General features: G+C 35.7%; 25 protein-coding genes. 17 read left to right on the top strand and 8 right to left on the bottom strand.

The window, feature by feature from the left end; all coding sequences use genetic code 11:
- From ACO052_RS11370 to ACO052_RS11350, 5 genes are all read right to left on the bottom strand, one after another.
- The gene (locus ACO052_RS11370; protein ID WP_422103877.1) at nt 1-411 is read right to left on the bottom strand and encodes a DUF1801 domain-containing protein; all 411 of its coding nucleotides are present in this window, start codon (nt 409-411) and stop codon (nt 1-3) included.
- A 3-nt stretch (nt 412-414) separates the two neighbouring features.
- Nucleotides 415-846, bottom strand: coding sequence for an SRPBCC family protein (locus ACO052_RS11365; RefSeq protein WP_422103876.1), 432 nt, complete (start codon nt 844-846; stop codon nt 415-417).
- Between the two features lie 17 nt (nt 847-863).
- The gene (locus ACO052_RS11360; RefSeq protein ID WP_422103875.1) at nt 864-1,307 is read right to left on the bottom strand and encodes an SRPBCC family protein; all 444 of its coding nucleotides are present in this window, start codon (nt 1,305-1,307) and stop codon (nt 864-866) included.
- An 88-nt stretch (nt 1,308-1,395) separates the two neighbouring features.
- The gene (locus ACO052_RS11355; RefSeq protein ID WP_422103874.1) at nt 1,396-2,031 is read right to left on the bottom strand and encodes an L-2-amino-thiazoline-4-carboxylic acid hydrolase; all 636 of its coding nucleotides are present in this window, start codon (nt 2,029-2,031) and stop codon (nt 1,396-1,398) included.
- Nucleotides 2,032-2,114: 83 nt separating this feature from the next.
- Nucleotides 2,115-2,681, bottom strand: coding sequence for a Crp/Fnr family transcriptional regulator (locus ACO052_RS11350; RefSeq protein ID WP_422103873.1), 567 nt, complete (start codon nt 2,679-2,681; stop codon nt 2,115-2,117).
- Between the two features lie 98 nt (nt 2,682-2,779).
- On the opposite strand from ACO052_RS11350, the gene ACO052_RS11345 reads away from it, so the two are divergent.
- The gene (locus ACO052_RS11345) at nt 2,780-3,598 is read left to right on the top strand and encodes a helix-turn-helix domain-containing protein (RefSeq protein ID WP_422103872.1); all 819 of its coding nucleotides are present in this window, start codon (nt 2,780-2,782) and stop codon (nt 3,596-3,598) included.
- Nucleotides 3,599-3,882: 284 nt separating this feature from the next.
- Here the strand turns inward: ACO052_RS11345 and ACO052_RS11340 are convergent, their stop codons facing one another.
- Complete coding sequence (locus tag ACO052_RS11340) at nt 3,883-4,959, bottom strand: phospholipase D-like domain-containing protein (protein WP_422103871.1); 1,077 nt, start codon at nt 4,957-4,959, stop codon at nt 3,883-3,885.
- A 193-nt stretch (nt 4,960-5,152) separates the two neighbouring features.
- Between ACO052_RS11340 and ACO052_RS11335 the strand changes: the two genes are divergently transcribed.
- The 5 genes from ACO052_RS11335 (at nt 5,153) to ACO052_RS11315 (ending at nt 9,131) form a co-directional block, all read left to right on the top strand.
- On the top strand, nt 5,153-5,854 hold the full coding sequence (locus ACO052_RS11335) for an MBL fold metallo-hydrolase (RefSeq protein WP_422103870.1): 702 nt from the start codon (nt 5,153-5,155) through the stop codon (nt 5,852-5,854).
- A 133-nt stretch (nt 5,855-5,987) separates the two neighbouring features.
- Nucleotides 5,988-7,217 carry a hypothetical protein gene (locus ACO052_RS11330; protein WP_422103869.1) on the top strand — a complete coding sequence of 410 codons (1,230 nt, stop codon included), beginning with the start codon at nt 5,988-5,990 and terminating at the stop codon, nt 7,215-7,217.
- Entirely contained in the window at nt 7,195-7,557 is a 363-nt protein-coding gene (locus ACO052_RS11325) for a hypothetical protein (RefSeq protein ID WP_422103868.1), read from the top strand. Before ACO052_RS11330 ends, ACO052_RS11325 begins: the two co-directional genes overlap by 23 nt.
- Nucleotides 7,544-8,020, top strand: coding sequence for a hypothetical protein (locus tag ACO052_RS11320; RefSeq protein WP_422103866.1), 477 nt, complete (start codon nt 7,544-7,546; stop codon nt 8,018-8,020). Before ACO052_RS11325 ends, ACO052_RS11320 begins: the two co-directional genes overlap by 14 nt.
- Nucleotides 8,010-9,131: a type II secretion system F family protein gene (locus ACO052_RS11315; protein ID WP_422103865.1), complete on the top strand. Its 1,122-nt coding sequence runs from the start codon at nt 8,010-8,012 to the stop codon at nt 9,129-9,131. The genes ACO052_RS11320 and ACO052_RS11315 overlap by 11 nt, the downstream gene beginning before the upstream one ends.
- Before the next feature lie 317 nt (nt 9,132-9,448).
- On the opposite strand, the gene ACO052_RS11310 is transcribed toward ACO052_RS11315, so the two are convergent.
- Nucleotides 9,449-9,931, bottom strand: a complete 483-nt coding sequence (locus tag ACO052_RS11310) for a hypothetical protein (protein WP_422103863.1) — start codon at nt 9,929-9,931, stop codon at nt 9,449-9,451.
- A 7-nt stretch (nt 9,932-9,938) separates the two neighbouring features.
- A complete protein-coding gene (locus tag ACO052_RS11305) occupies nt 9,939-11,387 on the bottom strand; it encodes a polymorphic toxin-type HINT domain-containing protein (protein WP_422103861.1) in 1,449 nt (482 codons plus the stop codon).
- A 215-nt stretch (nt 11,388-11,602) separates the two neighbouring features.
- On the opposite strand from ACO052_RS11305, the gene ACO052_RS11300 reads away from it, so the two are divergent.
- From ACO052_RS11300 to ACO052_RS11250, 11 genes are all read left to right on the top strand, one after another.
- A complete protein-coding gene (locus ACO052_RS11300) occupies nt 11,603-12,031 on the top strand; it encodes a type IV pilin protein (RefSeq protein WP_422103860.1) in 429 nt (142 codons plus the stop codon).
- 85 nt (nt 12,032-12,116) lie between these two features.
- Complete coding sequence (locus tag ACO052_RS11295) at nt 12,117-12,518, top strand: hypothetical protein (RefSeq protein ID WP_422103859.1); 402 nt, start codon at nt 12,117-12,119, stop codon at nt 12,516-12,518.
- Nucleotides 12,518-13,927 carry a GspE/PulE family protein gene (locus ACO052_RS11290; protein WP_422103858.1) on the top strand — a complete coding sequence of 470 codons (1,410 nt, stop codon included), beginning with the start codon at nt 12,518-12,520 and terminating at the stop codon, nt 13,925-13,927. The genes ACO052_RS11295 and ACO052_RS11290 overlap by 1 nt, the downstream gene beginning before the upstream one ends.
- A gap of 3 nt (nt 13,928-13,930) precedes the next feature.
- The gene (locus ACO052_RS11285; RefSeq protein ID WP_422103857.1) at nt 13,931-15,850 is read left to right on the top strand and encodes a type II secretion system protein GspD; all 1,920 of its coding nucleotides are present in this window, start codon (nt 13,931-13,933) and stop codon (nt 15,848-15,850) included.
- A gap of 4 nt (nt 15,851-15,854) precedes the next feature.
- Nucleotides 15,855-17,039 carry a PilN domain-containing protein gene (locus tag ACO052_RS11280; protein ID WP_422103856.1) on the top strand — a complete coding sequence of 395 codons (1,185 nt, stop codon included), beginning with the start codon at nt 15,855-15,857 and terminating at the stop codon, nt 17,037-17,039.
- On the top strand, nt 17,039-17,566 hold the full coding sequence (locus tag ACO052_RS11275; RefSeq protein ID WP_422103855.1) for a hypothetical protein: 528 nt from the start codon (nt 17,039-17,041) through the stop codon (nt 17,564-17,566). Before ACO052_RS11280 ends, ACO052_RS11275 begins: the two co-directional genes overlap by 1 nt.
- On the top strand, nt 17,550-18,500 hold the full coding sequence (locus ACO052_RS11270; protein WP_422103854.1) for a hypothetical protein: 951 nt from the start codon (nt 17,550-17,552) through the stop codon (nt 18,498-18,500). The genes ACO052_RS11275 and ACO052_RS11270 overlap by 17 nt, the downstream gene beginning before the upstream one ends.
- On the top strand, nt 18,500-18,985 hold the full coding sequence (locus ACO052_RS11265) for a hypothetical protein (protein ID WP_422103853.1): 486 nt from the start codon (nt 18,500-18,502) through the stop codon (nt 18,983-18,985). Before ACO052_RS11270 ends, ACO052_RS11265 begins: the two co-directional genes overlap by 1 nt.
- A 185-nt stretch (nt 18,986-19,170) precedes the next feature.
- Nucleotides 19,171-19,317 (top strand): hypothetical protein, encoded by a 147-nt coding sequence (locus tag ACO052_RS11260; protein WP_422103852.1) that lies wholly within the window; start codon nt 19,171-19,173, stop codon nt 19,315-19,317.
- Nucleotides 19,317-20,882 (top strand): hypothetical protein, encoded by a 1,566-nt coding sequence (locus ACO052_RS11255; RefSeq protein WP_422103851.1) that lies wholly within the window; start codon nt 19,317-19,319, stop codon nt 20,880-20,882. Before ACO052_RS11260 ends, ACO052_RS11255 begins: the two co-directional genes overlap by 1 nt.
- 51 nt (nt 20,883-20,933) lie before the next feature.
- Complete coding sequence (locus ACO052_RS11250; protein WP_422103850.1) at nt 20,934-23,348, top strand: hypothetical protein; 2,415 nt, start codon at nt 20,934-20,936, stop codon at nt 23,346-23,348.
- The last annotated feature ends 17 nt before the right edge of the window (nt 23,349-23,365 follow it).

The following is a 23,365-nucleotide window of genomic DNA, read 5'->3' as shown; positions in this document are numbered from 1 at the left end:
TTATACTTTAATATTGTATTTAGTGCGCATGTGCTGCACGGATTTTTCAATAAGTAATTTCAATTTATCCATCTTAATATCCTTTAACGCATTGATATAAAGACATGAAGAACCCGTTTTGTACACTCCAAAATCTGCTAGTATTTCATCATAAGCCTTAAACCCTGCCACTATATAGATGACCAAATTATTCTTTCTTGGGCAAAAACCTGTTAAAAACCATTCTCCTTCTCGTCCACTATTATATTTATAACTATAGCTGCCAAATCCAATCATTTGACCATGCCAAAGTTTTGGTTCTTCACCTGTAATTTCTGCCATTAGGTCAAGTAGTGTAAAACAATCCTGTTGCTTTTGCTCATCAGAAATCTTTAATAACTGCTCATATATTTTTGATTGATGGTTTACCACGACTTATTGATTTTCTACGAAACTCTTAAAAGCGTGCACAAATTTTCTTGTTTGTTTTTTGAACGCGTTGGGCATTAAGAGCCCAATAATTATCATAAAGCCTTTTAATTTGAAAGATTCGTGAACCCTATAGCTTGTGCTATGTTCATTTATTTTTGAGAATTGTGTTGTCTGTGTATTTACAGTGCCGTTTGATATAAACTCGACCACAATTTCGGTCAAGTTATTTTTTATGATGGTTTCTGTCATCGTAAAGTCTCTACCATTCATTTTAAATGTAAAAGTTGACCTGCTACCAGCATTCCTATGACTTCCTGAGTTAATTTCATGGCTAATAAATCCTGGCATCCATTTACTGTTGTTTGAGGTATCATTATAAAGTTGCGTAACTTGTTGTAACGGTTTACTAATAATTGTCTCGATGGTATATTTCATAGTCTTAAAACTAGAGTTTATTTTTCAAGATAGTCCTTGAGTAAGTTTAGCATTTGTGGCCATGCTTGAGAAACGGCATCATAATACCAATCCCAGTGTTTACCATTTTGATAACCGTCTTGACATAAGTAAACTTTGGCATTTTCATTAGGCTGCTCCTCTACTCGAATTTCAAGAGTCATTCCACCAAGAACAGGTCGCTCAGTAGATATGTAGCTAAGGTTTTTAATCTTTAATATCTGTTCTGGGTTATATTCATCTATTATCCCAGTCGAGACATACTTCAGTCCTTCATCAGAAATACCCCATATTAAGGTATAAGTTCCACCTAAACGTTTATCAATATAACTCCTGTCAACATCCCACCAGTCTTTTAGCATACCGAATTCTGTAAACGCCTGTATGATCTTTACGGGGTTGGTCTTGATTATTATGTTAACTTCAACCTTTCTTGCTGACATGTTTTCCTATTAAGATTAACAAATAAACTATTTTTTAAAATGCCTGTATTGTATAAAAACGAAATCATAGTTAAAATCGAAGGGACGATCAATCTTCGCTTTTGGAATTTACCCTGGTAAAATAGAATTTACATATCTCACCGCCAGTTCCTATTGTTTCAGGTCTTTCAAATTTAAATCTATGTTTTAATGGGTCTATAGCCATCATCCAATTTGTATCAAAATCACAGAATATTGGCATGAGTTTTTTTGCGCTATTTAACTTTAAAACTTTGCAGTAGAAACACTTTTTGACCTCCAAAAGATATGCGCTATCGTCATCTTGCCTTCTATGGAATAAAAATGTTTTTCCATAGTCTTTTTCTTTTTGTTTTGATATGGCTACAATCGCTTTGAAGGGATCTTCTGATTGATCCAAAAACGCTCTTGTTTGTTCGGTTACAAATGATAAGCTGTCAACAAATGCATATTTGATAATGTCTAGAGCTTTTTTTTCATCATATAGTTTTTTAAGTTCTTCGAATGATGCAATTACAAAACTTACAGTATGAAGGTGCTCATGTGATTGTTGATCCTCTAATATAGCTTTATTAGCCTCTATCAGTTCTAATGATCTTGAAAATATCCTTTCTTCCATCAGTAGTGCACCTTTTTCCATTTTCTCCTTAATCGACGCTATAAAAGGTTTTTGAAAGTACTGGTATCTGTAGTCGGAATTTGTCATTTTTTAAAAGTTTACACCCATTAACTTTTCAAAAATCACTTAATTAATCGAATAAAAAATTGCCAAATGACAAATTCGGCAAACTACTGATTCTTTTTATTTCTAATTCTACTGAGTGAATACTGTGAGATGCCTAACATGGAAGAGAGGTCTTTTTGTTTGATACGCTGAATGAAATCTGGAAATTGGAGGAGTTCCTCATAGCGTTCTTTTGCCGATTTACTTTGAAATGATGTTATGACATTATTTAGATGGATAAATGCGTACTCCCAATTTTTTCTGACATATTCTTGACCAATAGGATGTTTTAAGAAATCGTCTATTTGCTTCCTACCAATAACCAGAATCTCGCACGCTTCTATAGCTTGTATATAATATTTCGAAGGCTTTTTGAACGTATAGCTTTCTAACTCGGTAAAGAAAAAGTTTTCGAAAGCAAACCAATTTGATATTTCAGTACCATCATCTAAAAAATAGGTTCGTAAAACACCATTATTTACAAAATAGTAAGAAGAACAAAGTTGTCCTTCTCTTAAAATGTGTTCTCCTTTCTTTAAAGTTTTAATTTTAGACTTTTCAAATATTTCAACAGCTTCTGAAGTCATATTTGGTATGAGCTTATTTATACTTTTAATGAGTTTTTCGGTCATAACTGAACCTTAAAAATTATATACATCTCTGTAAATTATACATGAAACATAAAACAAAAAACAGAATAAATATAAATGATTATCTTTAGATTCATAGTATGCAGATCATCCCAATACAGCTCGATAGCTCTTCTAAACTCCTCATTCGCGACATGTGGATTGTCGAGGAAGCCAATGGAATTAATATTCAAGTAAAGGCATTTCCAACGGGCTATCCTTACATCAATGTAATTTCTGGTACAGCATTTTCAATTAAAGACCATAAAGGTAATACGCAAGAAACAACAGCTTACATCTCAGGTAATTCTAGATATCCTTTTGAATTGAATATGTGTGTTATAAAACGTGCTCTAACAATCCAGTTACAGCCTTATGCTATTCCGTATTTAATAGGAATACCAGCAGACGAGTTTTCGGAACAAAGAGTACCGCTTAAGGCATTCTCAAAGCAGATGAGTGATTATTTGGGCGAACTCATAAATTCTAATCTAAAGAGCTCAAAGGTATTGCAAAATGCAAGTTCATTTTTTAAAGCATGCGCAGACAATTTGTTTGTCGATATAAGAGTACTCAAAGCTCTTCATGAAATTATAAAACACAGGGGGAATATTTCAGTTAGAACCATCAACTCTCAATTAAATCTCAGCCAAAGAAGGCTTCAACAACTTTTTAGGTACAATTTAGGAATGTCCGCAAAGTCATACACCGAAATTGTAAAGATTCAAAACCATACCTTCAATCTTCTAAAAGGGCAAAAATTAGACTATATAGTTCCAGACGGCTATTATGACCAATCTCATTTTATACATCATTTAAAGAAACAAACCTCTATGTCACCAACTGTTTTTCAAAAGTTCATTACTTCTTCAGAACATCATGGGGCTTATTATGTGTCTAATTTATTTTATGGAATATAGTGTTTCAATTATAAAACTAGTTCTTTTGAATATTTCTGGTTTTCCTTTTTTTAACTAGCTATTTACCGTCAATAGCATAAGGATCTGTATACAGATGAGTTAAATTAATACACTTTCAATTCACTTTTTTGGTCAATGGAAGACATAATTGTAAAATGGTAATGCCAATAATAGACTTTTACTATTGTGAATCTTCTCCAACTAGTATTCTATAAATTTCGAGAGTAATAGTCTATAGTCAAGATAGGACTAAGTATGCCTTTGATATTTTATGGCATTATTATCTAGTTGATAATAACTTCCCCGTAGTCTTCAATAATCCGATCTATATCATCTAAAACGTACTTGGCCAAGTCCTTTTGGCGATTAATCTCCTGAGGATCTATTGCATCCAAATCCCCTAAAATGATAATGTTTTCGTCGTTCGTTAAGTTAGCAGGTGCGGTGTAATTAAAGCTCCCCGCAATAATGACTTGCTTGTCGATCACCATTATCTTATGGTGCAATTTTCTCGGTTTTGGATTGGAAAGTCCTTTTTTGGGCACTAAGAAAAGTTGGGCTTGACTACCTTTGAAGGTATCTTTTGCCGACCAATCTTGATTAGCTTGCATGGCATAAAAAGCCCCTCTCACGTTAACACCACGCCTAGAAACACTCACGAGCTCATCGTCAATTCCAGATGATTTGGCAAATGTGAAGATTGCAAAATCGACATGGCTCTGGGATTTAGCAATTTGTTTCATGATCTCCATTTCGGGATTATGATCTGGAGCAAAGAGTGTCTTAACCCTAACGCCAGACACCTCTATCTCCTTTGGTCTTCTATCGTGCCCAATATTAAATTTTCCAAAATGTCCATTTCTAATTTCCTTAAATTCATCATTATAGCTTTTTGTAACTTTTTCATCGTGAACAATAATAATATGGTTGAGGTTCTTTTCGACACCATTATCAGTAAAATTTGTCGACCCAGTCAGAACAGAAGTATTATCTCTTGTTATAAATTTTTGATGGAAAATCTTAGGATTAAAGTCCGAATTCACACGAATTTTTGATCTTAAAATAGCATTGTACAACTCTCGATTAACTTCATAAGTAGAGCCTTTGGATTTAAAGGGATCTGGTCCTGTCTTTTTGGAGATAAGATAATCAGCTTCTAGTACCACCCGTATCCTAACTTTCCTTGATTTTGCCCTGATGATGGCTTTCGCAATGTCAACATTATCAATTTCTTGTACGGCAATGTTCAAGTTCTTTTGAGCGCCATCAATGAAGTCGATTATTGGAGTGAGAAGATTGTCGGGGCTACCTATTTGGGAGGGTCCCATATAGATTTCAATATTTCCTATTTTTTTTGGCATAGCAAAACATATAACGTTAAGGTTTTGCTATTAATGGTTCTTTTAAAGGGTATCACTAAGATAGAAAACTTATTTGGTTTTGTGAAATGCTTTTATTCCTGTACACACAGAACTTTTGTCTGTATTGAACCATTGCAATATTTAGGCAAAAAAGCCTCTTCTCACTTCAAAAGTAAACGTCAATACCGAATGTATGGATTGCATAAATTTGTGTATTTTAAGGGCTATAAATAATAACGTTGCAGTTTTAGAAAGGCTACAGATTCAAAAGTTTTTAATTCCAATTATGACCCAAATCAAGGTTTTAGTCCAAGGTTACGCCATACCGCTCGATAAAGGCTGGAAAGCCAGTTCAACCGTTTGCTTGATTACAACAGGTGATAAAAAGATTATCACTGATCCCGGATGTAATCGAGAAGCCTTATTACAAGCCTTAAGCGCTGAACAATTACAAACAAATGATATCGATTATGTGTTCTTATCCCACTATCATCCAGATCATATATTATTGGCAGGTATTTTTGAAAACGCCAAGTACATCACTTATGATGCCGATTTAATGTATGAGAAAGACCTTATGACAGAATTTAATAAGCACGTTCTAGGTAACGACATTGAAATTGTCCATACACCAGGGCATGTTAAACAGCACCTTTCATTAATTGTGAATACGCCGAAAGGTAAGGTTGCCGTTGCTGGAGATGTCGTTTGGTGGCTTGATACGGAAGAACAACAATTTAACCTTCATCAACCAGACCATATGCAAGCCATTGATATGGATATGCAGGCTTTGGTCGAGAGTCGAAAACTACTTTTAAAACATGCAGATTATATCATCCCTGGCCATGGGAAACTATTTAAAGTTGATAAAAACATACTGAATGATGAAAACTAGTTGGTTTTGAAATGTCCTCTGTTTTTATTGCTTGCCGTATGGTATCCTTCAAAGCATTTTCTTTAGACATGATCTCATAATATCGGTGGAAATAGCCTATTTTTAATCTTTACAAGATTTTGTCATCACTCATATGTTATCAAAGTTTTATTTAAAGTCCTCTTCTCTATCCAACACGATTTTTATTTGTGTGATTATCTCTGTCTTGTGCGGGTGTTTGGTCTTTATAGCCCATTATCAAAATATACTTATCGATAAATTAGAATTTAGTGAGGAATTGATTAACACCAATAATGCGTCTTTTAATTACTTCTTGTCTAATTACAGCACCTTAGATGAAGAAAATAATACCATCGATATTTTTAATACTGGTATTACGACGACGGGAATCAAGAAAAAATGGGGGTTTTATGACGTATTGATTTGTACCACGGGCTTTAAGACCGATACGATTGTTAAGTCCGCCTTAATAGGAAAATCTTCTGATAGCAATGACAAATTAGCGCTTTACGTTACCGATTATGACAATATACTGAAACTATCGGGAAAGTCATCGATCATAGGCGACATTAAAGTGCCTAAAGGTGCTACAGAGCGTGGTTATATCGATAACAAAATCAAGACCTCTTTAACCATCAAAGGAACTACTCTAAAATCTGAAGATGTACTTCCCAAGATATCGGATGTTTTAGACTATGGCTTATTTGACACCGAAATGCAATCCTTAAGTGACTTCAATTCAAGGTCAATTTTTAATGAATTTAGTAAGCCGACCTTAGTCATTAATGTCTCTGACAATACCACAATAGAGGAACTGGAATTAAAAGGCAATATTATTTTATTTTCCAAAAACCCAATGGACATAGAAACATCAAATACTATAGAGGACATTTTGGTCATTGCCCCATCAGTTGTCATCGCGCCCAACTTTACTGGCAATCTTCAGATCATCTCCGAAGAACATGTTGAGATCAATAATGGTGCATTATTAAAATATCCATCGAGCATTTATGTAGAGAACGATATCGATTCTATAAGTGTTAGCATAAAAAAGGATGCTAAAATCGCAGGTGGAATTGTGATTAATGGCAACACCTACAGCGGCTCCTTAAAACGACATTTGTCCATCGCGCCCGATTCGCAGATTATTGGTGACGTGTATTGCTATGGTGAAACACAATTGGAAGGCGAAATTACAGGCACGGTGTATTCCGACCGTTTTGTTTTAAAGACCAAATCCTCAGAATACGAAAACATGATTCAAAATTGTAATATCGACAGCGAGCGTTTACCCAAAAATTTTGTTAGATTACCATTGTTTAATACTGAGAACTCCAGATATGAAGTTATCAAAGAATTCTAAGTCTCTAAAAGCCAACTCTCTTGTAGAATCGGTGATTGCTATCGCTATTATTTCGATATGCATTTTGGTCGCTTTTTTGGTTTATATCAATGTCATTAAGCAAAACAAATCCGTGCTTAGTTACAATGCAAAACATCAGGTGGAGGAGTTGTATCAGCAATCTATGGCCGACCAAGACTTTGAGAATGAGGATTACGTCTATAAGGATTACAGAATTGAAAAACAGGTTACTATTTTAGAAAAGGAGCATATTATTCGTTTCGATTTTAAAATCAAAACAGGCAACAAAACACATACCATCCCTAAAGTAGCACCCTTGTATTTAGATGAAAAGAATTAGTGCATTTACAATGTTAGAGGCCTTAATAAGCCTTATTTTAACAGGTATTATCATTGCCTTAAGCTATTCATTATATACATTGATTAATAAACAAATGGCGATTTTTGAAAAAGAAAACACTGAGATCATTAATTACAACCTTTTCAATACCACCTTACTACTGGATATTAACCAATCTACAACGTGCAACTTTAGTGAAGGCCAATTGATCCTCAACAACTATTTAAAACCCGATGTGATTTACAACTTTAACAAAACGGTTATTACACGAACGGTTGAAGGTATTAATAGCGACACCTTCAAAATCAATATCTTAAGTAAAACGTTCTCAGCGGCTGCAACGCGCCAACCACCGCAATTAACTGTAGCCTTTAAATTGCTCAATGATACTATCAGTGCCCATTACTTTTTAAAGCAACCTCCCAACACCATCATTAATAAACAATTGTTCCATGAAGATTGATGTCAGTCGATACGAAACCTCCAAACCCAAGATCAAATCCAAAACGGATTTTAGTTTTGAAGGCCTTAGTCTAAAGCGCTTCTCAGATAAACAAAAAGAAGCTTTTTACCGAGAGTTTGCCACCTTGATATCCTCCGGTATTGACTTTAATCAGGCCATACAATTGTTGACCGAGCAGCAAAAGTCGAAGCACATAAAACAGATCTACGAAGCCATTAATACCGATGTGGTAAAGGGAAAGACCTTGCACGAAGCGGTTAAGGCCCATAAGTCCTTTAGCCCTTATGAATATTACAGTATTAAAATCGGGGAAGAAACGCGACGACTGCCCGAAGTTTTTAAACAATTGGAAACCTACTTTTCAAGAAAGATCGGTATGAAACGCCAGGTGGTATCTGTACTCGCCTATCCTGTATTTGTACTCATCATCACTTTTGCGGTGCTCTATTTTATGCTCAACTATGTAGTGCCTATGTTCGCCACGGTATTTCAGCAGTTTGGTAAGGACTTGCCGTCCATCACCCAATTTGTTGTGAATCTTTCCAAACACTTTAATACCATAGCCATAGTCTTTCTCGGGTTGGTATTAGTCGGTATTATCGGTCACAGACTTTTAAAAACCAACGACACTTACAGAAGTTTTACAGCGCAATTACTACTAAAATTACCCTTCTTTGGCAAATTACTTAAAAAGGTGTATTTGGCGCGGTTTTGCCAGTCTTTAAGTTTATTATTATCGGCCAAAACGCCTTTAATAACGGCCTTGGATCTTACCGAAAAGATGATTTCCTTTTATCCCCTTAAAAGAGCTTTGATCGGCGCCAAAGACGATGTTTTAAAAGGAGAGAGCTTAGCCAATAGCTTAAAGAAATATTCCTTTTTTGAGCAAAAAATTATCTCTTTAACCATTATAGGCGAACAGGTGAATGAACTTGATAAAATGTATAACGGACTCGCTGATCAGTACAATAAAGACATTGAGCATTCTACCAAAATGATTGGTACAATTTTAGAGCCTGTAATGATTATTTTCATAGGTGGTGTTGTGGGCTTTATTATGATTGCGATGTACTCCCCTATTTTTAATTTAAGTCAGATTTTGGAGCGGTAGGTATCACTACATTTGGGTATATCCTATTATTTAAAAAACTATGATTGAGCTTTTTATAAAAAGAGCTCACCACTACAACTTAAATTTTGTGCTTGGTTGATCATTTATTTGGAACGCCATATACTTCGACCCTTCGACTACCTTGTCCTTCGAAGAAGACTTTGAGAGGTGCTGTACTCAGAACAGGAAATCATGTACCAGAGAGGCAAAATGCATTTTTGAGTCATCCTTCTAAGTCAAAGTATGTGCAGTTGTTTTATTGCATGGCTGCAAGTCCATGCATGATGCTATCTGCGTCTAGGTTAGCGCTATCGGGATTATCTATATTTATTAGGCAAATAATAATACTTGCCTTTAGTTTTTACAAAAAATAAATTACTTACTAAGATTCTAATAAAGTATAATGAAACAGAATTCTCCGCGTTAAGATTTATTGTTTTGCCATCATTAGACTCAATTATTACATGCTTAATAAGAGGAAACTCTTTAATCTCACCATCAATCATATAAAACTGTTTTGGCTTATTTACTTTTTTAATCTCGCCCAACATCAATGACTCTATTTTACCATTTTTCAATGATAAAACCCTTTGATTAGTGATTATTGAACGGTAGGAAGTAGTTTTATATTGAAATACAATTATTTCACCTTCAAGAAAATCAAAATATTCTGACTTATTAATCCCTGACGAATTTACAAATAATATCTCGCAATTATCCGAATCAAACCACTCTGAAAAGTCACCTGACACAGAGGCTAATGATACTTCTACAATTGTTTCTAGTCTAAAATCAAGCATAATTATTCTATTCCATTATCTTAGTCCAAATAACATTAGTACCACTAGTACCCTCAATAACTTTGAAATCAAAACCTAGTTTTTCTGCTATTTCTTTACCTATTTTAGGATCTTTCAAATCTTTATTAGTAACAGTAGTAAACATTATTGTTGCCTGTTCCGATTTAGATTTTTTTGCAGCTTTTTCCAAAAGATCGGTAACGCTCCTCAAAGCACCTTTAATACCGTTATTGTGTATATCAGATATGTGGAAGAAAGCGTTTGAATCTGTAATTTCAAAAAATCCATCTAAACTAACATTATCAATTAAACTATCGTCTAACAGACCCTTACCCTTTTTTGATAATAAATCAGCGATATTATCACAGTTAGTATTATGAACTAGTACATTTTTATTAGAAACATAATACGTATGAAAATCTGCAACCTCAAAATTAAATACTTTGTATTCGCCTTTATGGTAAGTTATATTATCTATTAAAACTTCTTTACCATTATAAAGGGTCAGCTTATCGCCAATTTTGATGTCTTTTACTTCTATCCATTTACCACCAATAAAGAATGGGTGGTCTTTGGTAGCTTCAATAACTTCCTTTCCAAAGTAAATTTTGTAAACATGGTCTCTAGTATAACTAAAGATATTAGTTACAGGTTTAAGATCTAATTTTTGTGTTTTATCATCATAAGCCCAAACTAAATCACCAACTTTTATATCCTCAATATTTTTGTAATCATCATCAGTTAGAACTTCAGTTCCCGCCACAAAACAACCACAAGGGTTATGCTTCATAAACTTTTGAAGCGCTTCTTCGCCTAACTTTATATACCCATCACCGTGTTTAACTACGACTTTAAACCCTTTGCCAAGCCATTTAGCAATTGGTACGACAGAGGCTATTTCCATTGCAATCTGACCTGGTGTTGGTGTATTACCTTCTATATCTTGACCTGTAACAAGGATATGTGCTAGATTAACAGGAAGTACTATATCTGCTACGTTGAGTAAATCTTTTTTAACTTTTATCGCATTTTCAACGTGCGTATTCCATTTTTTATCTGCTAATTCTTGTCTTCTTTGAAAAGCATCAGCCTGCTTTTGATCACCAAAATTTACACTTGAGATTTCTTTTGAGCTTAAAATACCTAACCATTCAAGTAATGAATTTTTTGATTTTGATTTATAAGTTTCGTATGGATCCGTATCCCTATCATTAGGTGCCTCCTCAAGACCGTCTAAGTCTTTAAATTTAATAGGTTTGTTACCAGCATATTGATATGGGGTAAACCATGGGTAGTTAGAAGTTAGAGGATCCATAGATAAAAACTTACCTAACCTAGGATCATAAATCCTAAACCCATAATCAACTTGTAAACCTTCCCCTTTGACTTCATCGTCTTTCTCCTTACCATTAAACCCATAACGGTATGTATCTGTTGAGCCATGGCGGTTTGGCATTAGCATTCCGAAGGGATAGTAATCCTATTTCTATCTAAAGCTTATATATAAAAGAACGTCTTATGATGCCATAAATCAGAAAATGACAACATTTGGTGAAAATAGCGATTTTTTCTTTGTTAAAAAAGACATTATTTTCGCACAAATATGTTAACTTTCGGTTAATATTTAGTAGTGTATTTTTTTCTACTTTGTCGGTTAATAATTTTTTAAGAATGGTTAAGCATAAAAATTTAAGAACGGGGAAAAAGGGTTATGTAAAAGCATATTCGTTGCAAGAAATACTTGTAGTATTATGCATTATTGGAATTCTTATTTATTTAGTAGTACCCAATCAAACCTCTATTGTAACATCAGCAAAATCTATAGAAGCTCAGAATATGCTGAGTATGATTCATGGTTTGCAAAAAAGTCATTTTTACAGATACTCACGCTATACGGCAGATTTTGACGAGCTGGGCTTTGAGCATGAACTCACCATAGATAAAGGTGGGCAAGCCGTCTATAAAATAGAAGTCATTGAGGCCTCCATGAATACCTTTAAGGCCACGGCTACCTCCTTGCAGGATTTTGATGGTGATGGTAATTACAATACTTGGGAAATCAACCACGACCGAGTTTTGAAGGAAATTGTGAGGGATTAGTATGGCATTAACCGTGGCATACATATGTCTTTGTATCATTTTACTTATCATTATCGTTCAAGACCTTAAATACAGAGCTATACATATGAGTCTACCATTACTTTTAGTAATTGTGGCCTTGGCTATAAACTATTTAGATTTTAAGCTGAATTTTACACATATGCTTTATAATGTTCTGTTTGTGGGCTTAAATATTTTAGGACTGTTCCTGTATTTTTCAATAAAGGAAAAGCGCCTTTATAATCCAGTTGACACGATGCTTGGCCTGGGGGATATCTTATTTTTCTTAGCCATCACTCCCTTATTTAGTTTACAGGCATTCATTTTGTTTTTTGTGTCAGGTCTCATATTTTCACTCGGTATACATTTGATAACGAATATGTTCAAAACCATTGAGACTATTCCACTTGCGGGTTACCTATCCATTTTTCTCGGCCTTAACTTAGGCCTCAAGTTCCTTTTTAAAATTGAAATTCCAACATTATAGTGCCCACACAACATATAGACCATATCGATATTAACGTAGAGCTGCAGCAAAGTATTAATGCTGATCTGGCCAATCATTTTAAGATCATCCCTAAATCCATATCTAAGGATGAATTGACATTTTATATGGACGAAGAAGGCGCTGGTAATTCAAAAGCCATACAAAGCGAGTTGGAGCTTATTCTAAACAAAAAGGTGGTATTGGAACTTAAGGACAGCCTGTCGGTAAAAAAAGCACTGTCTATATATTATCGTGCCAATAACCGTAACACCAGATCTGTATCGTTTTCAAATAATTTTTTAGAAGAGTTGATTTTTGAGGCTAGGGATATCAGCGCCAGTGATATTCATATAGAAGTTTATGAAAAGGATGCTAGGGTGAGACTGAGAATTGATGGGCTTCTGATAGAAAAGAACACCATAAAAAAGGAAAATTACCTCGAACTCATTAATCAAATTAAAATTAAGTCTAACCTCGACATTACAGAGAAACGCTTACCACAAGATGGCAGAATCGAATATGAAGATTTTGACATCAGGGTATCCATCCTTCCGACGCACTATGGTGAAAAGGTAGTGATGCGTATTCTGGGTAGAAATGCTTCGAGCCTGGATATTAATCAATTAGGATTTGAAGATAAAGACTTACAGCTTTATCTCGAAGCGGTTAGAAAGACCAATGGTATCATTTTAATTAGTGGCCCTACCGGATCTGGAAAAACCACCACCCTTTATGCCACATTAAAACATTTAAACAATATAAAACGCAATATTGTTACTGTTGAGGATCCTATTGAATATACATTAAAAGGAATCAATCAGGTGCAACTCAAGGAGGATATAGGGCTAACCTTTACTTCTGCACTGCGATCATTTTTAAGACAAGATCCCGATATCATTATGTTAGGTGAAATCAGGGATGCCCAAACGGCACAAATGGCCATAAGAGCGTCTCTTACAGGGCATCTCGTGTTATCTACTATTCATACCAATTCGTCCATAGGAACGATCTCTAGGCTATTGGATATGGGCGTTCCAGGGTTTTTAATTGCTGAAACCATTAATCTATCGGTGGCACAACGTTTATTGAGGCTTTTGTGCGATTCTTGTAAAAAGGAAGTTCAGGTAAATCCTGAAGATTTCCCCAGAAATTTCAAGTTTCCTCAATCTTTAAAGACGCATTATGCACCGGTAGGATGTGATCAATGTTTCCATACGGGATATAAAGGTCGGAAAGCGATTTACGAAATTTTACCGATTTCCTTAGAGGTTGCTGATGCTATAAAATCCAATACCATTGAAAACTCAGATTTTATAAAAAACGAAAAACTCGCGGATAAAGCTTTTAAGGTGTTTGCAAACGGTATGACATCTTTGGACGAGATCTACCCCATTCTTATTAATTCATAGTTTATGGTTAGAAAATGTATTATTTCAATAGCAGTTGTAGGGATGTTGCAATTTGGGTTTGCCCAAAGCAGCATAGAAACCTTTAATGCAAAAATTGAAGAATTATCAAAGACCAAAGAAAGCTTAAACGAAAGTATTCGGATTGATCTTACTGGATTAACACTTTACGATTTTTTATCGACGCTAGCGGAAGAACACCAATTAAATGTAAGTATTGATCCTGAGCTGACGGATATTGTGCGAAGTAATTTCTTTGATGTGAGCGTGAAAGACGTTTTTAGATTTTTGATTGATAAGTACGATTTGGATGTTAGTGTCAGCAATAATATTATCATCTTTAATAAAAAGAAAGAAGTTGTTGTAGAGGAAAAACCTGAGCCCTTAAAGGCCATAGATGTAAGCTATAATGATGCAAACAATTTTTTATCTGTAAAATTGAAAAATGATTCCTTACCAAGAGTAGCTCAGGCCATAACCGATGCCTCTGGAAAAAATGTGATATTGGCACCAGATATAAAGGATCAAAAAGTATCTTCCTACATTCTCAATAGACCCTTTCACCAAGTCATGGAAATGATGTCTAAGTCCAATGGTTTGTCCTTAACAGTTGATGACAATGAGAACTATTTTTTAAATAAGGACATAACACCCAAAGAAGTCCCTGCTAATAACCAAGGGAACAGAAGGGGTACATCAAGACAACAGACGAGGGGTAATACGGATAACGGTGGTGACTTTGAGATGCAATTAACCAGTTCAGGATTTTTATCCATTAGAGCATATGAAGCCGATGCTGCAGCAATGATTATAGAAGCTGCAGATCAGCTAAATATCAGCGTTTCTATGTATGACACCCCCGAAGGCATCGCCACAACACTAATTGCTCAAGGCATTACTTTCGATCAACTTTTAGACCATCTGTTTACTGGGGAGAATTACACTTATAAGATTGTAGATGGCGTTTATCTTATAGGACAGCATGATACTAAGGGCTTAAGAACTACTGAGTTGGTCCAGTTAGAAAACCGAACCATAGAGACCGTACTGGCCTCCCTTCCTGCTACCATAACCCAAAATTTAGAGGTCAAAGAGTTTTTAGAGCTCAATGGATTTGTGGTTTCCGGCTCTAGAACCCATATACAAGAGTTTAAGGATTACATCAGGGAAATTGATCGGGTAGTCCCTGTCATTCAAATAGAAGTCATCATCGTCCAATATCAAAAGTCTTATGAAATCCAAACAGGGATCCAAGCTGGGTTGGATGACCAAACCAGAACCACTTCTGGTGTTTTATATCCCTCTACCAATGTTTCGCTAAATGCAAATTCCGTGAATAATCTTATAGATGCATTTAATGGATTGGGCATCATTAATTTGGGAAAAGTTACTGAGCAGTTCTATTTAAATCTTAGCTTTTTAGAGAATAACTCATTGATAAAACTTTCATCCACTCCAAAGCTGGTCACCTTGAACGGACATGAAGCCAACTCAACTATTGGAGAAACAAACTATTATTTTGAACAAAATAACCAACTACTAACTAGTAATGTAACCACCGATATATTACAATCAGGAACCTGGAAATCTACCGAGGCCAATCTTAGTATCAATATTAAGCCTTTCGTCTCTAAGGACGAAACGGTGACCTTAGATATTGTAGTAGAACGCAGTTCTTTTTTAGGAAGGGTTGCAGAGACTGCTCCTCCAGGAAAGGCTACCCAAAAGTTTGAGACCTTAATTAGTGTGAAAAATAACGAGATGATTTTATTGGGTGGATTAGAAGAACTAGAAAATGAAAACTCAGGAACAGGTGTCCCATTTTTCTCAAGAATTCCACCTTTTAGCTGGTTTACGAGTGGAAGACGCAAACGAAAAGAAAAATCTAAACTTCATATTTTTATTAAACCAACAGTAACCTATTAGTATAATGATAAAAAAGCTCATAAATACTATAAAGGAATCCAAGACCTTTTATGTTTTGGGTGTAAATACTAATGACGGCACTGCCGATTACCATCTCATGGAGTTCCTTTTTAAAGATCAGGAAATCCATATTTTAAACCGACAAAACTTCTCTAAACTCGATGCTTCCACCTCAAAATACCTTAAGAAAAACTATCCTATTATCGTCCATATAGATGGAGATACGGTGATTTCTAAGGATGTACAACACACAGTTGGTTATAGAAATGGTTTAATTTTTAAGTCCAATCCAGATGACTTTTATTTTTATGAGTACCATCAGGACCAAAGTATCTTTGCGTCCCTAACCAGAAAAGCGGCCATTACCGAGTTATTGGCACAGATCAATGCCTTAGACCGCTACGTGGTCCATATGGCATTAGGCCCTTTTGTGCTCATCAATCTGCAGCTAGCCTTAAAAAACGAATCCGTTTTGGCAGGTCATAATTATGAGATAACACTTGAGAATGGCTCCATAGTATCTTATGAAAAGAAAACAGAGATAAACACCACATACGCGATTGGAAATGATATGATCAATGAGAGGGAAACGGTTCTTTTGGCATCATTAATTGATTATTTATATCCAAATACGCAGATTAAAACAGAGGATGAACATTTGAGCTTTAACAGAGAACAGCACAAATACAAAAGGTATTTTAAGATTTATGGAGCAGCCGTGTTGGCCATAATCATGGTCGCCTTGTTTTTAAGCCATTTTCTCCTACAGCATCAAGTCAAGGAACTCGCCGAAAAAGAATCCTTGATGTCATTATCAAACCAATCATTAGTGCAACTCAATACCTTAAAAGAGGAACGTGTTCTAAAAGAAAAGGTATTGATGTCTAGCGGTGTAATCGATAAAAACTATGCGGTGCGCTATTTCAGTGATATTGGTAAGTCGGTACCTTCGACAATTTCATTGGATCTTATTAAACTTAAACAACCCACTAGAAAGATAAAACCAGACGAAAAAATAAGCTTTCATCTAAATCGCATAGAAATTGGGGGCTATACGACCTCTGATAGCACATTTAATACTTGGGTGAAAGACTTAAAGCGAATAGCATGGGTAAAAGATCTAGAAATTACCAAGTACAGGGAAGATTCAAAATCAGAAAATGAATTCTTAATTCAAATCACACTCTGATGTTTAAGAACATTACATATAAAAAAAAGTTTCTTTTTATTATTGTGGGCTTCGTCATACTTCTTATGGCGGCTTATAAAAAGAATTTTAAGAGCATCTTTGAAATCAGAAGTCAACTGAGCAATATCAATAAGAAATTAAATACCGTCGATGGGTCTTATCAACAGATTTATTTTCTTAAAAATGAAATTGCCCAGTTAAATGACCTTATTGGTGGGCAAACCAAAGATCCCGAACTGGTGCAAGAACTCATATTAGACTTTGTGACTAGCACCGACTTTGATATTAACATTCACGATATCGAGGACACACATGTCTTTAGTGATGATGAGTTCACTATTTATACTAATGTCTTACAGGTCGAAGGGGATTACAACACGCTGCTGAAGTTGTTACATGCTGTTGAAAAGGACTTTACGGCCTCCAAAGTGGTTTGCTCGGAATTTTATACCGAAAAAAATTATAGAACGTCTTCAAAAAAACTCTTTCTCAAGTTAATTTTACAGAATTATGAAAAAAATATTTAAGTTACTTTGCTTTTTATTAATCGTAGTCATTTACAGTTGCGATGACATTCTAGAAGAGGATATTACTGGCGATACCGTACAAATCGCGTCACCTGCAGAAGGACAGGTTGTAGTGGGAAATACGGTGCAATTTTTATGGCAAAATCTTGACGGGGCCGATAACTACAGGGTGCAGGTTTTGGATCAAAATCAGACGCTCGCATTAGATTCTTTGGTGTCTCAAAATCTATTAGAATATAACTTAAATGAAGGGAGTTATCAATGGCGTGTTAAGGGTGAAAATTTCGCTTACGAAACAGAATTTACATTTCCCGTCAATTTTACTGTAGAAGTTTCGGATGATCTTACTAATCAAAGTGTACTCCTTTCAACACCCTCAGATGAACTCTATACCAATGACACAAACATCACATTTACTTGGAATACGTTGAGCAGCGTGGACTCTTATACTTCAGAAGTCGTAAAAAGCAACAATGGAGAAACGACCATATATCAGGAAGCCGGTATTACGACAACAAGTTTTAATATAGACGCTGCCCTATTTGATGTCGATGCCGAGTACATTTGGAAAGTCAAAGGTGTAAATACCACTTCTGAAACCACTTTTTCGGAACGATCACTCTTTATAGACAGAGTAGCTCCTAATATACCCACCTTGAATACTCCAGATGATAATATTACAAGTACTACCGAAGTCACCTTTAATTGGACCAATGGCACGGATACGGGCAATATCCAATCGACTGTGACAAACACTATAGAAATTGCATCCGATATTAACTTTAGTTCCTTATTATTTTCGGATGACACCCAAAATAACACCTATCAGTATACTTTTTCAAATACAGGAGTATATTATTGGAGGGTAAGAGCCTATGACCAGGCCGGGAATCAAAGTGACAATAGTATAACACGAACCTTGACGATAGAATAATGCAAAAGAAAACCATAAATGCTCTACTCATTACACTTTGTGTGGTTATTTATGGGGCCATATTCTTTAAAGCCTTCATAAAAAAAGAGGTGGTCAATACAAGTCCAACAGGCATTGATAACTTTGTCAGTGTGGATTTAGATATGGGAACTACCAAGGACTCGGTAGAATTATTTTTTCCAAAGCGAAGCCCTTTTGGTGAGCCTCGTAAGGCGACTCCTCTAAGGACAGAAAAGATAGTACCTAAAAAAAAGGTTAGTAAAAGCCCTACATATTCAAAAACAATTTGGCCCAGCGTAATTTATCACGGTTTTATAAAGAATAGACTAAGCAGTAAACGGCTTATTGCTATTACTGTGAATAATAAAATGTACAAAATAAGAGAGTCTGAGACTATAGGGGATATGAAGATAAAGACCGTATATAGCGACTCTATTAGCGTTGAGTACAATAACGAGGTTAAGACATTCTATAAAAAAAGCTAAAAACCGTAAATTTTAGAACCTTGAGACCACAACCTTAACATTTTTTTAACAATAAATAAATGTTAAGGTTTCTTTAACAGTATTTTTATTACTAAATTTATAGTGTAAATAATCCCATCCCTTACGTTAATTTTATATTATAAGCTATGAGCATGTCTTGTGCTCGTACGGCCAATATATTGCCTATGATTAAGCTATTCTATTCATATGATGAGCGTCTTAAAACGGTAAGTGTTACTAGCGAAACTATAAAATTAGTCTACAATGATATTCCATTTAGACATGGTATTATTGAATTTAACTTTGAAGAGCAACCCCTAAACTATAACTAATGAGAAAAATGTGTTTACGAACAGGCTTGTTAATCATCACCCTATTGCTTCCAATTTTTGGAGAAGCACAGCAACAGCCAGATGCTAATGTAAATTTGGCACTTTCAGTAGATGCCACTTTGAGTGGAAGTGTTCCAGTTGGTACTGGCAGGGGAACACCTTTAGATATTCTATATGATCCATCAATTGGTAATTATGCGTCGGTAACGCAGTTTAATGAATATGGTGTCGCAGTAAGCGAAGATCTTGGTACTCCAACAATTGGAAATGGATTAAATTGGCAAGTGACTTGGACTACAGCCAAACAAATAAATTATATAACATTTGGGGGAACTTACCCCAATCAGCCCCAACCCAATACGGCATGGAGAATAAGCTATCGAAATAATGCTGTATGGACCATAATTGAAGAAGGTACAGGAGGCTGGATAGATAGCGGTATTTATGTCTGGGATATAACCGATCAGCAGCCTATTACAGCGGACGCCATTAAAGTAGAACTTTACAGTGATGGTGTCAACAATTTAATAAGTATCCACTTAAGAGGTCGAGGTGGCGATTCTACCTATGGTGACGACAGCGCTACCTTACCAAAGGCGACGTTAATCCAATTGTTACCATATGGTAGTAATAATAATCAAAATTGTGCGTGTTGGGGCATTAATAATAGTAACGATATTTTCTACGATACCAACAATGTCGGTATTGGCACCAATACCCCGAGTGAGAAATTGGAAGTTGTGGGAGCCATTAAATCAGAAACACTTGTTGTTGATCCACCATCGGATGGAATAATTGCTCAATTTGGCGACCCTATACCCGCAAATCCAGGAAGAAGAAATTTTGATTTTGTGAGTTATCAAGGAGCAAGTGACCCCAGCTTAGAGTTGTCCATGTTTGATAATAATTTTAGCAATAGATTTGTGGTAAGAGCTAAAAGTGATACCGAGTGGATTGGACTAAAAGATGCCCAGAACGCGGAAGTTTTTAAAGTGGCGAGAGATCCAAGCCTAGGCTCTTTAATTCACCTACCAAAATCGGATTCAAGGGTAGTCATAGGAGGGTTTGGCGGTTATTTATTTTCAGATGGACATAAACTTGTCGTTAAGGATGGCAGTGCCATGATTGAAGGCAATATCCTAACTAATAATAAGATAGGCGTTGGGGTCAGCGCTGCAGAGATTCCAAACGAATATCATTTGGCTGTCAATGGGAAAATCATAAGCGAAGAGGTTAAAGTGAAGTTGTTTGCTTCAGGCTGGCCAGATTATGTCTTCTCTAAAGATTACCGATTATTATCCCTTCAAGACTTGGAGCAGTATATAAACCTTAAAGGTCACTTACCAAATATTCCAAGTGCACAAGATGTTGAGAAAAATGGAGTTTTACTTGGCGACATGAACTCGAAGCTGTTGGAAAAGGTAGAAGAGTTAACGCTGTACACCATTCAGCAGCAAAAAGAAATCAAACAGCAACAAAAAGCGATAGAACAACAAGTCCAAAAAAATAAAGCATTGGAAGAGCGCCTTGTAAAATTAGAACAATTGATGACTAAGTCTAATTAAAAGTATATCAACGGATCTAATTTTCAATAAAAACAGATAAATTTTTGAAACATGAAACATATAATTTTAGCCATGTTATTCACCCTCGTCATTGGTGTTGAGGCGCAGACCGGAACTACCAACTATGGTACGAATTCTGGAACACAAGGAACTAATAGTGCTTACTTTGGCGTTAATGCCGGGGTATTGGCTTCCGGTGATTATAATACATTTTTAGGATATAATGTAGGGTCTAGTACAACTACTGGAGGTAGTAATGTATTTATTGGCGGAAATACAGGGATAAATAATACCACAGGAAATAGTAATGTATTTAACGGACGCGCTTCTGGTTATAATAATACGACTGGGAGTAGTAACGTGTTTTCGGGTGCATTTTCGGGCTTTGAGAATACAACTGGAGGTAGCAATGTGTTTACTGGTTATCAGGCTGGAAGAAACAATACAACAGGGCTAAGAAACGTATTTCAAGGTAGAAGCTCTGGTTTTTCTAATACAGAAGGCGATTATAACGTCTTTTTAGGAGCTGATTCAGGATATGATAACACTACTGGAGACTATAACGTCTTTTTAGGAGCGGAGTCAGGAGCTAACAACACGGAAGGACAATATAATGTATTCACGGGTTATAGAGCTGGTATTACTAATACAACAGGTATACAAAATGTATTTACTGGCGGAAGAGCTGGATTTTATAACACTACAGGCGCGAATAACGTTTTTATAGGAAATCTTGCAGGTTTTAATAATACGGAAGGCTCTTCTAATGTCTTTTTAGGCGCCGGATCGGGATCTGAAAATACAACTGGTACGCTCAATGTTTTTTTGGGAAATAATTCAGGTGACGCCAATACCACTGGTAGTAAAAATGTTTTTTTAGGGAGTGGCTCAGGTGGTGCTAATTTGACTGGAGAACAGAATGTGTTTATTGGATATACAGCAGGTTATGATAATACAACAGGAGTTTATAATGTATTTAATGGCTCTAGAGCAGGAGCACATAATACCACGGGAAGTCGCAATAATTTTGTAGGTTTTGAATCTGGACTATGGAATACAACAGGTGAAAATAATGTTTTCGATGGTTATAAGTCAGGTAGAAACAATACCGAAGGATCACATAACGTATTTAATGGTTATACATCAGGTAACGATAATACCACTGGAAGTCATAATACCTTCTTAGGTAATACCTCAGGGAGTAATAATACCACTGGCAGTAATAATGTTTTTGTAGGGAGCGGTTCAGGTAATCAGAACTTAACAGGCGTGAATAATGTGTTTACTGGGGTTTTATCAGGCTATAGTAATACAATAGGTGCAAGTAATATTTTCACCGGGCATCAGGCAGGCAGAAAAAATACCACAGGCAGTAATAATGTTTTTGTTGGCCAATCCGCAGGTTATAATAATGTTAGTGGTAGCAACAATTTATTTTTGGGCTATAATGCTGGCTTGAGCGAAACGGGGAGCAACAAACTCTATATAGAGAACTCCAATACTACCAACCCGCTCATATGGGGTGATTTTGAAAATGATTTGGTCAATATTAATGGACAACTAGGCATTGGCACCAATACACCCAGTGAGGCCTTAGACGTTATCGGAACAATTAAATCGGAAGTGCTTATTGTTGATCGACCAGTTGATGGGGCGCTTGCACAATTTGGCGACCCTATACCTGCAAATCCATCGAGAAGAAATTTTGATTTTATTAGTTATCAAGGGGCGAGTAACCCTCTTCTGGAATTCTCCATGTTCGATAATAATTATAGCAACAGATTTAGGATAATGGCTTATGGTGATAAAGAGTGGATAGAGTTAAATGACGCTCAGGATGTTCAAGTTTTTAAAGTGGCAGGAGATCCGAGTTTAGGGGCTTTTATCCATATGCCAAAATCGAACTCAAGAGTTGTCATAGGAGGATATGGCGATTATTTGTCTTCAGATGGCCACAAACTCGTGGTTAAGGATGGAAGTGCCATGATTGAAGGTAATATATTAACCAACAATAAGATAGGTGTTGGTGTAACTGCTGCCGAAATTCCAAATGACTATCATTTGGCAGTAAAAGGTAAAATGATTAGTGAAGAAGTTAAGGTGCAATTGCAAGGAAGTTGGCCAGATTATGTCTTTGCATCGGACTACAACCTACTTTCTTTACAAGAATTAGAGCAATACATAACGGTTCAAGGCCATTTACCAAATATTCCGACACAAAGTGAGATCAAAAAGGATGGTTTGCTATTAGGAGATATGAATGCAAAGCTTTTAGAAAAGATAGAAGAACTAACACTCTATACGATTCAGCAAGAGAAAGAAATTGAAGCACAAAACAAGAAAAATGAAGCATTGACAAACTATGTCAAAAAGCAACAAAAAGCAATAGAACAACAAGCACAAAAAAATAAAGCTTTGGAAGAACGACTCGCAAAATTGGAAAAGTTAATGGCTAGGGCCAATTAGTAAGGATGTCAGCAGAT

It is taken from the genome of Winogradskyella sp. (assembly GCF_965228925.1).
GTDB lineage: Bacteria > Bacteroidota > Bacteroidia > Flavobacteriales > Flavobacteriaceae > Winogradskyella.
This window is presented reverse-complemented; position numbering and strand designations above follow the sequence as displayed.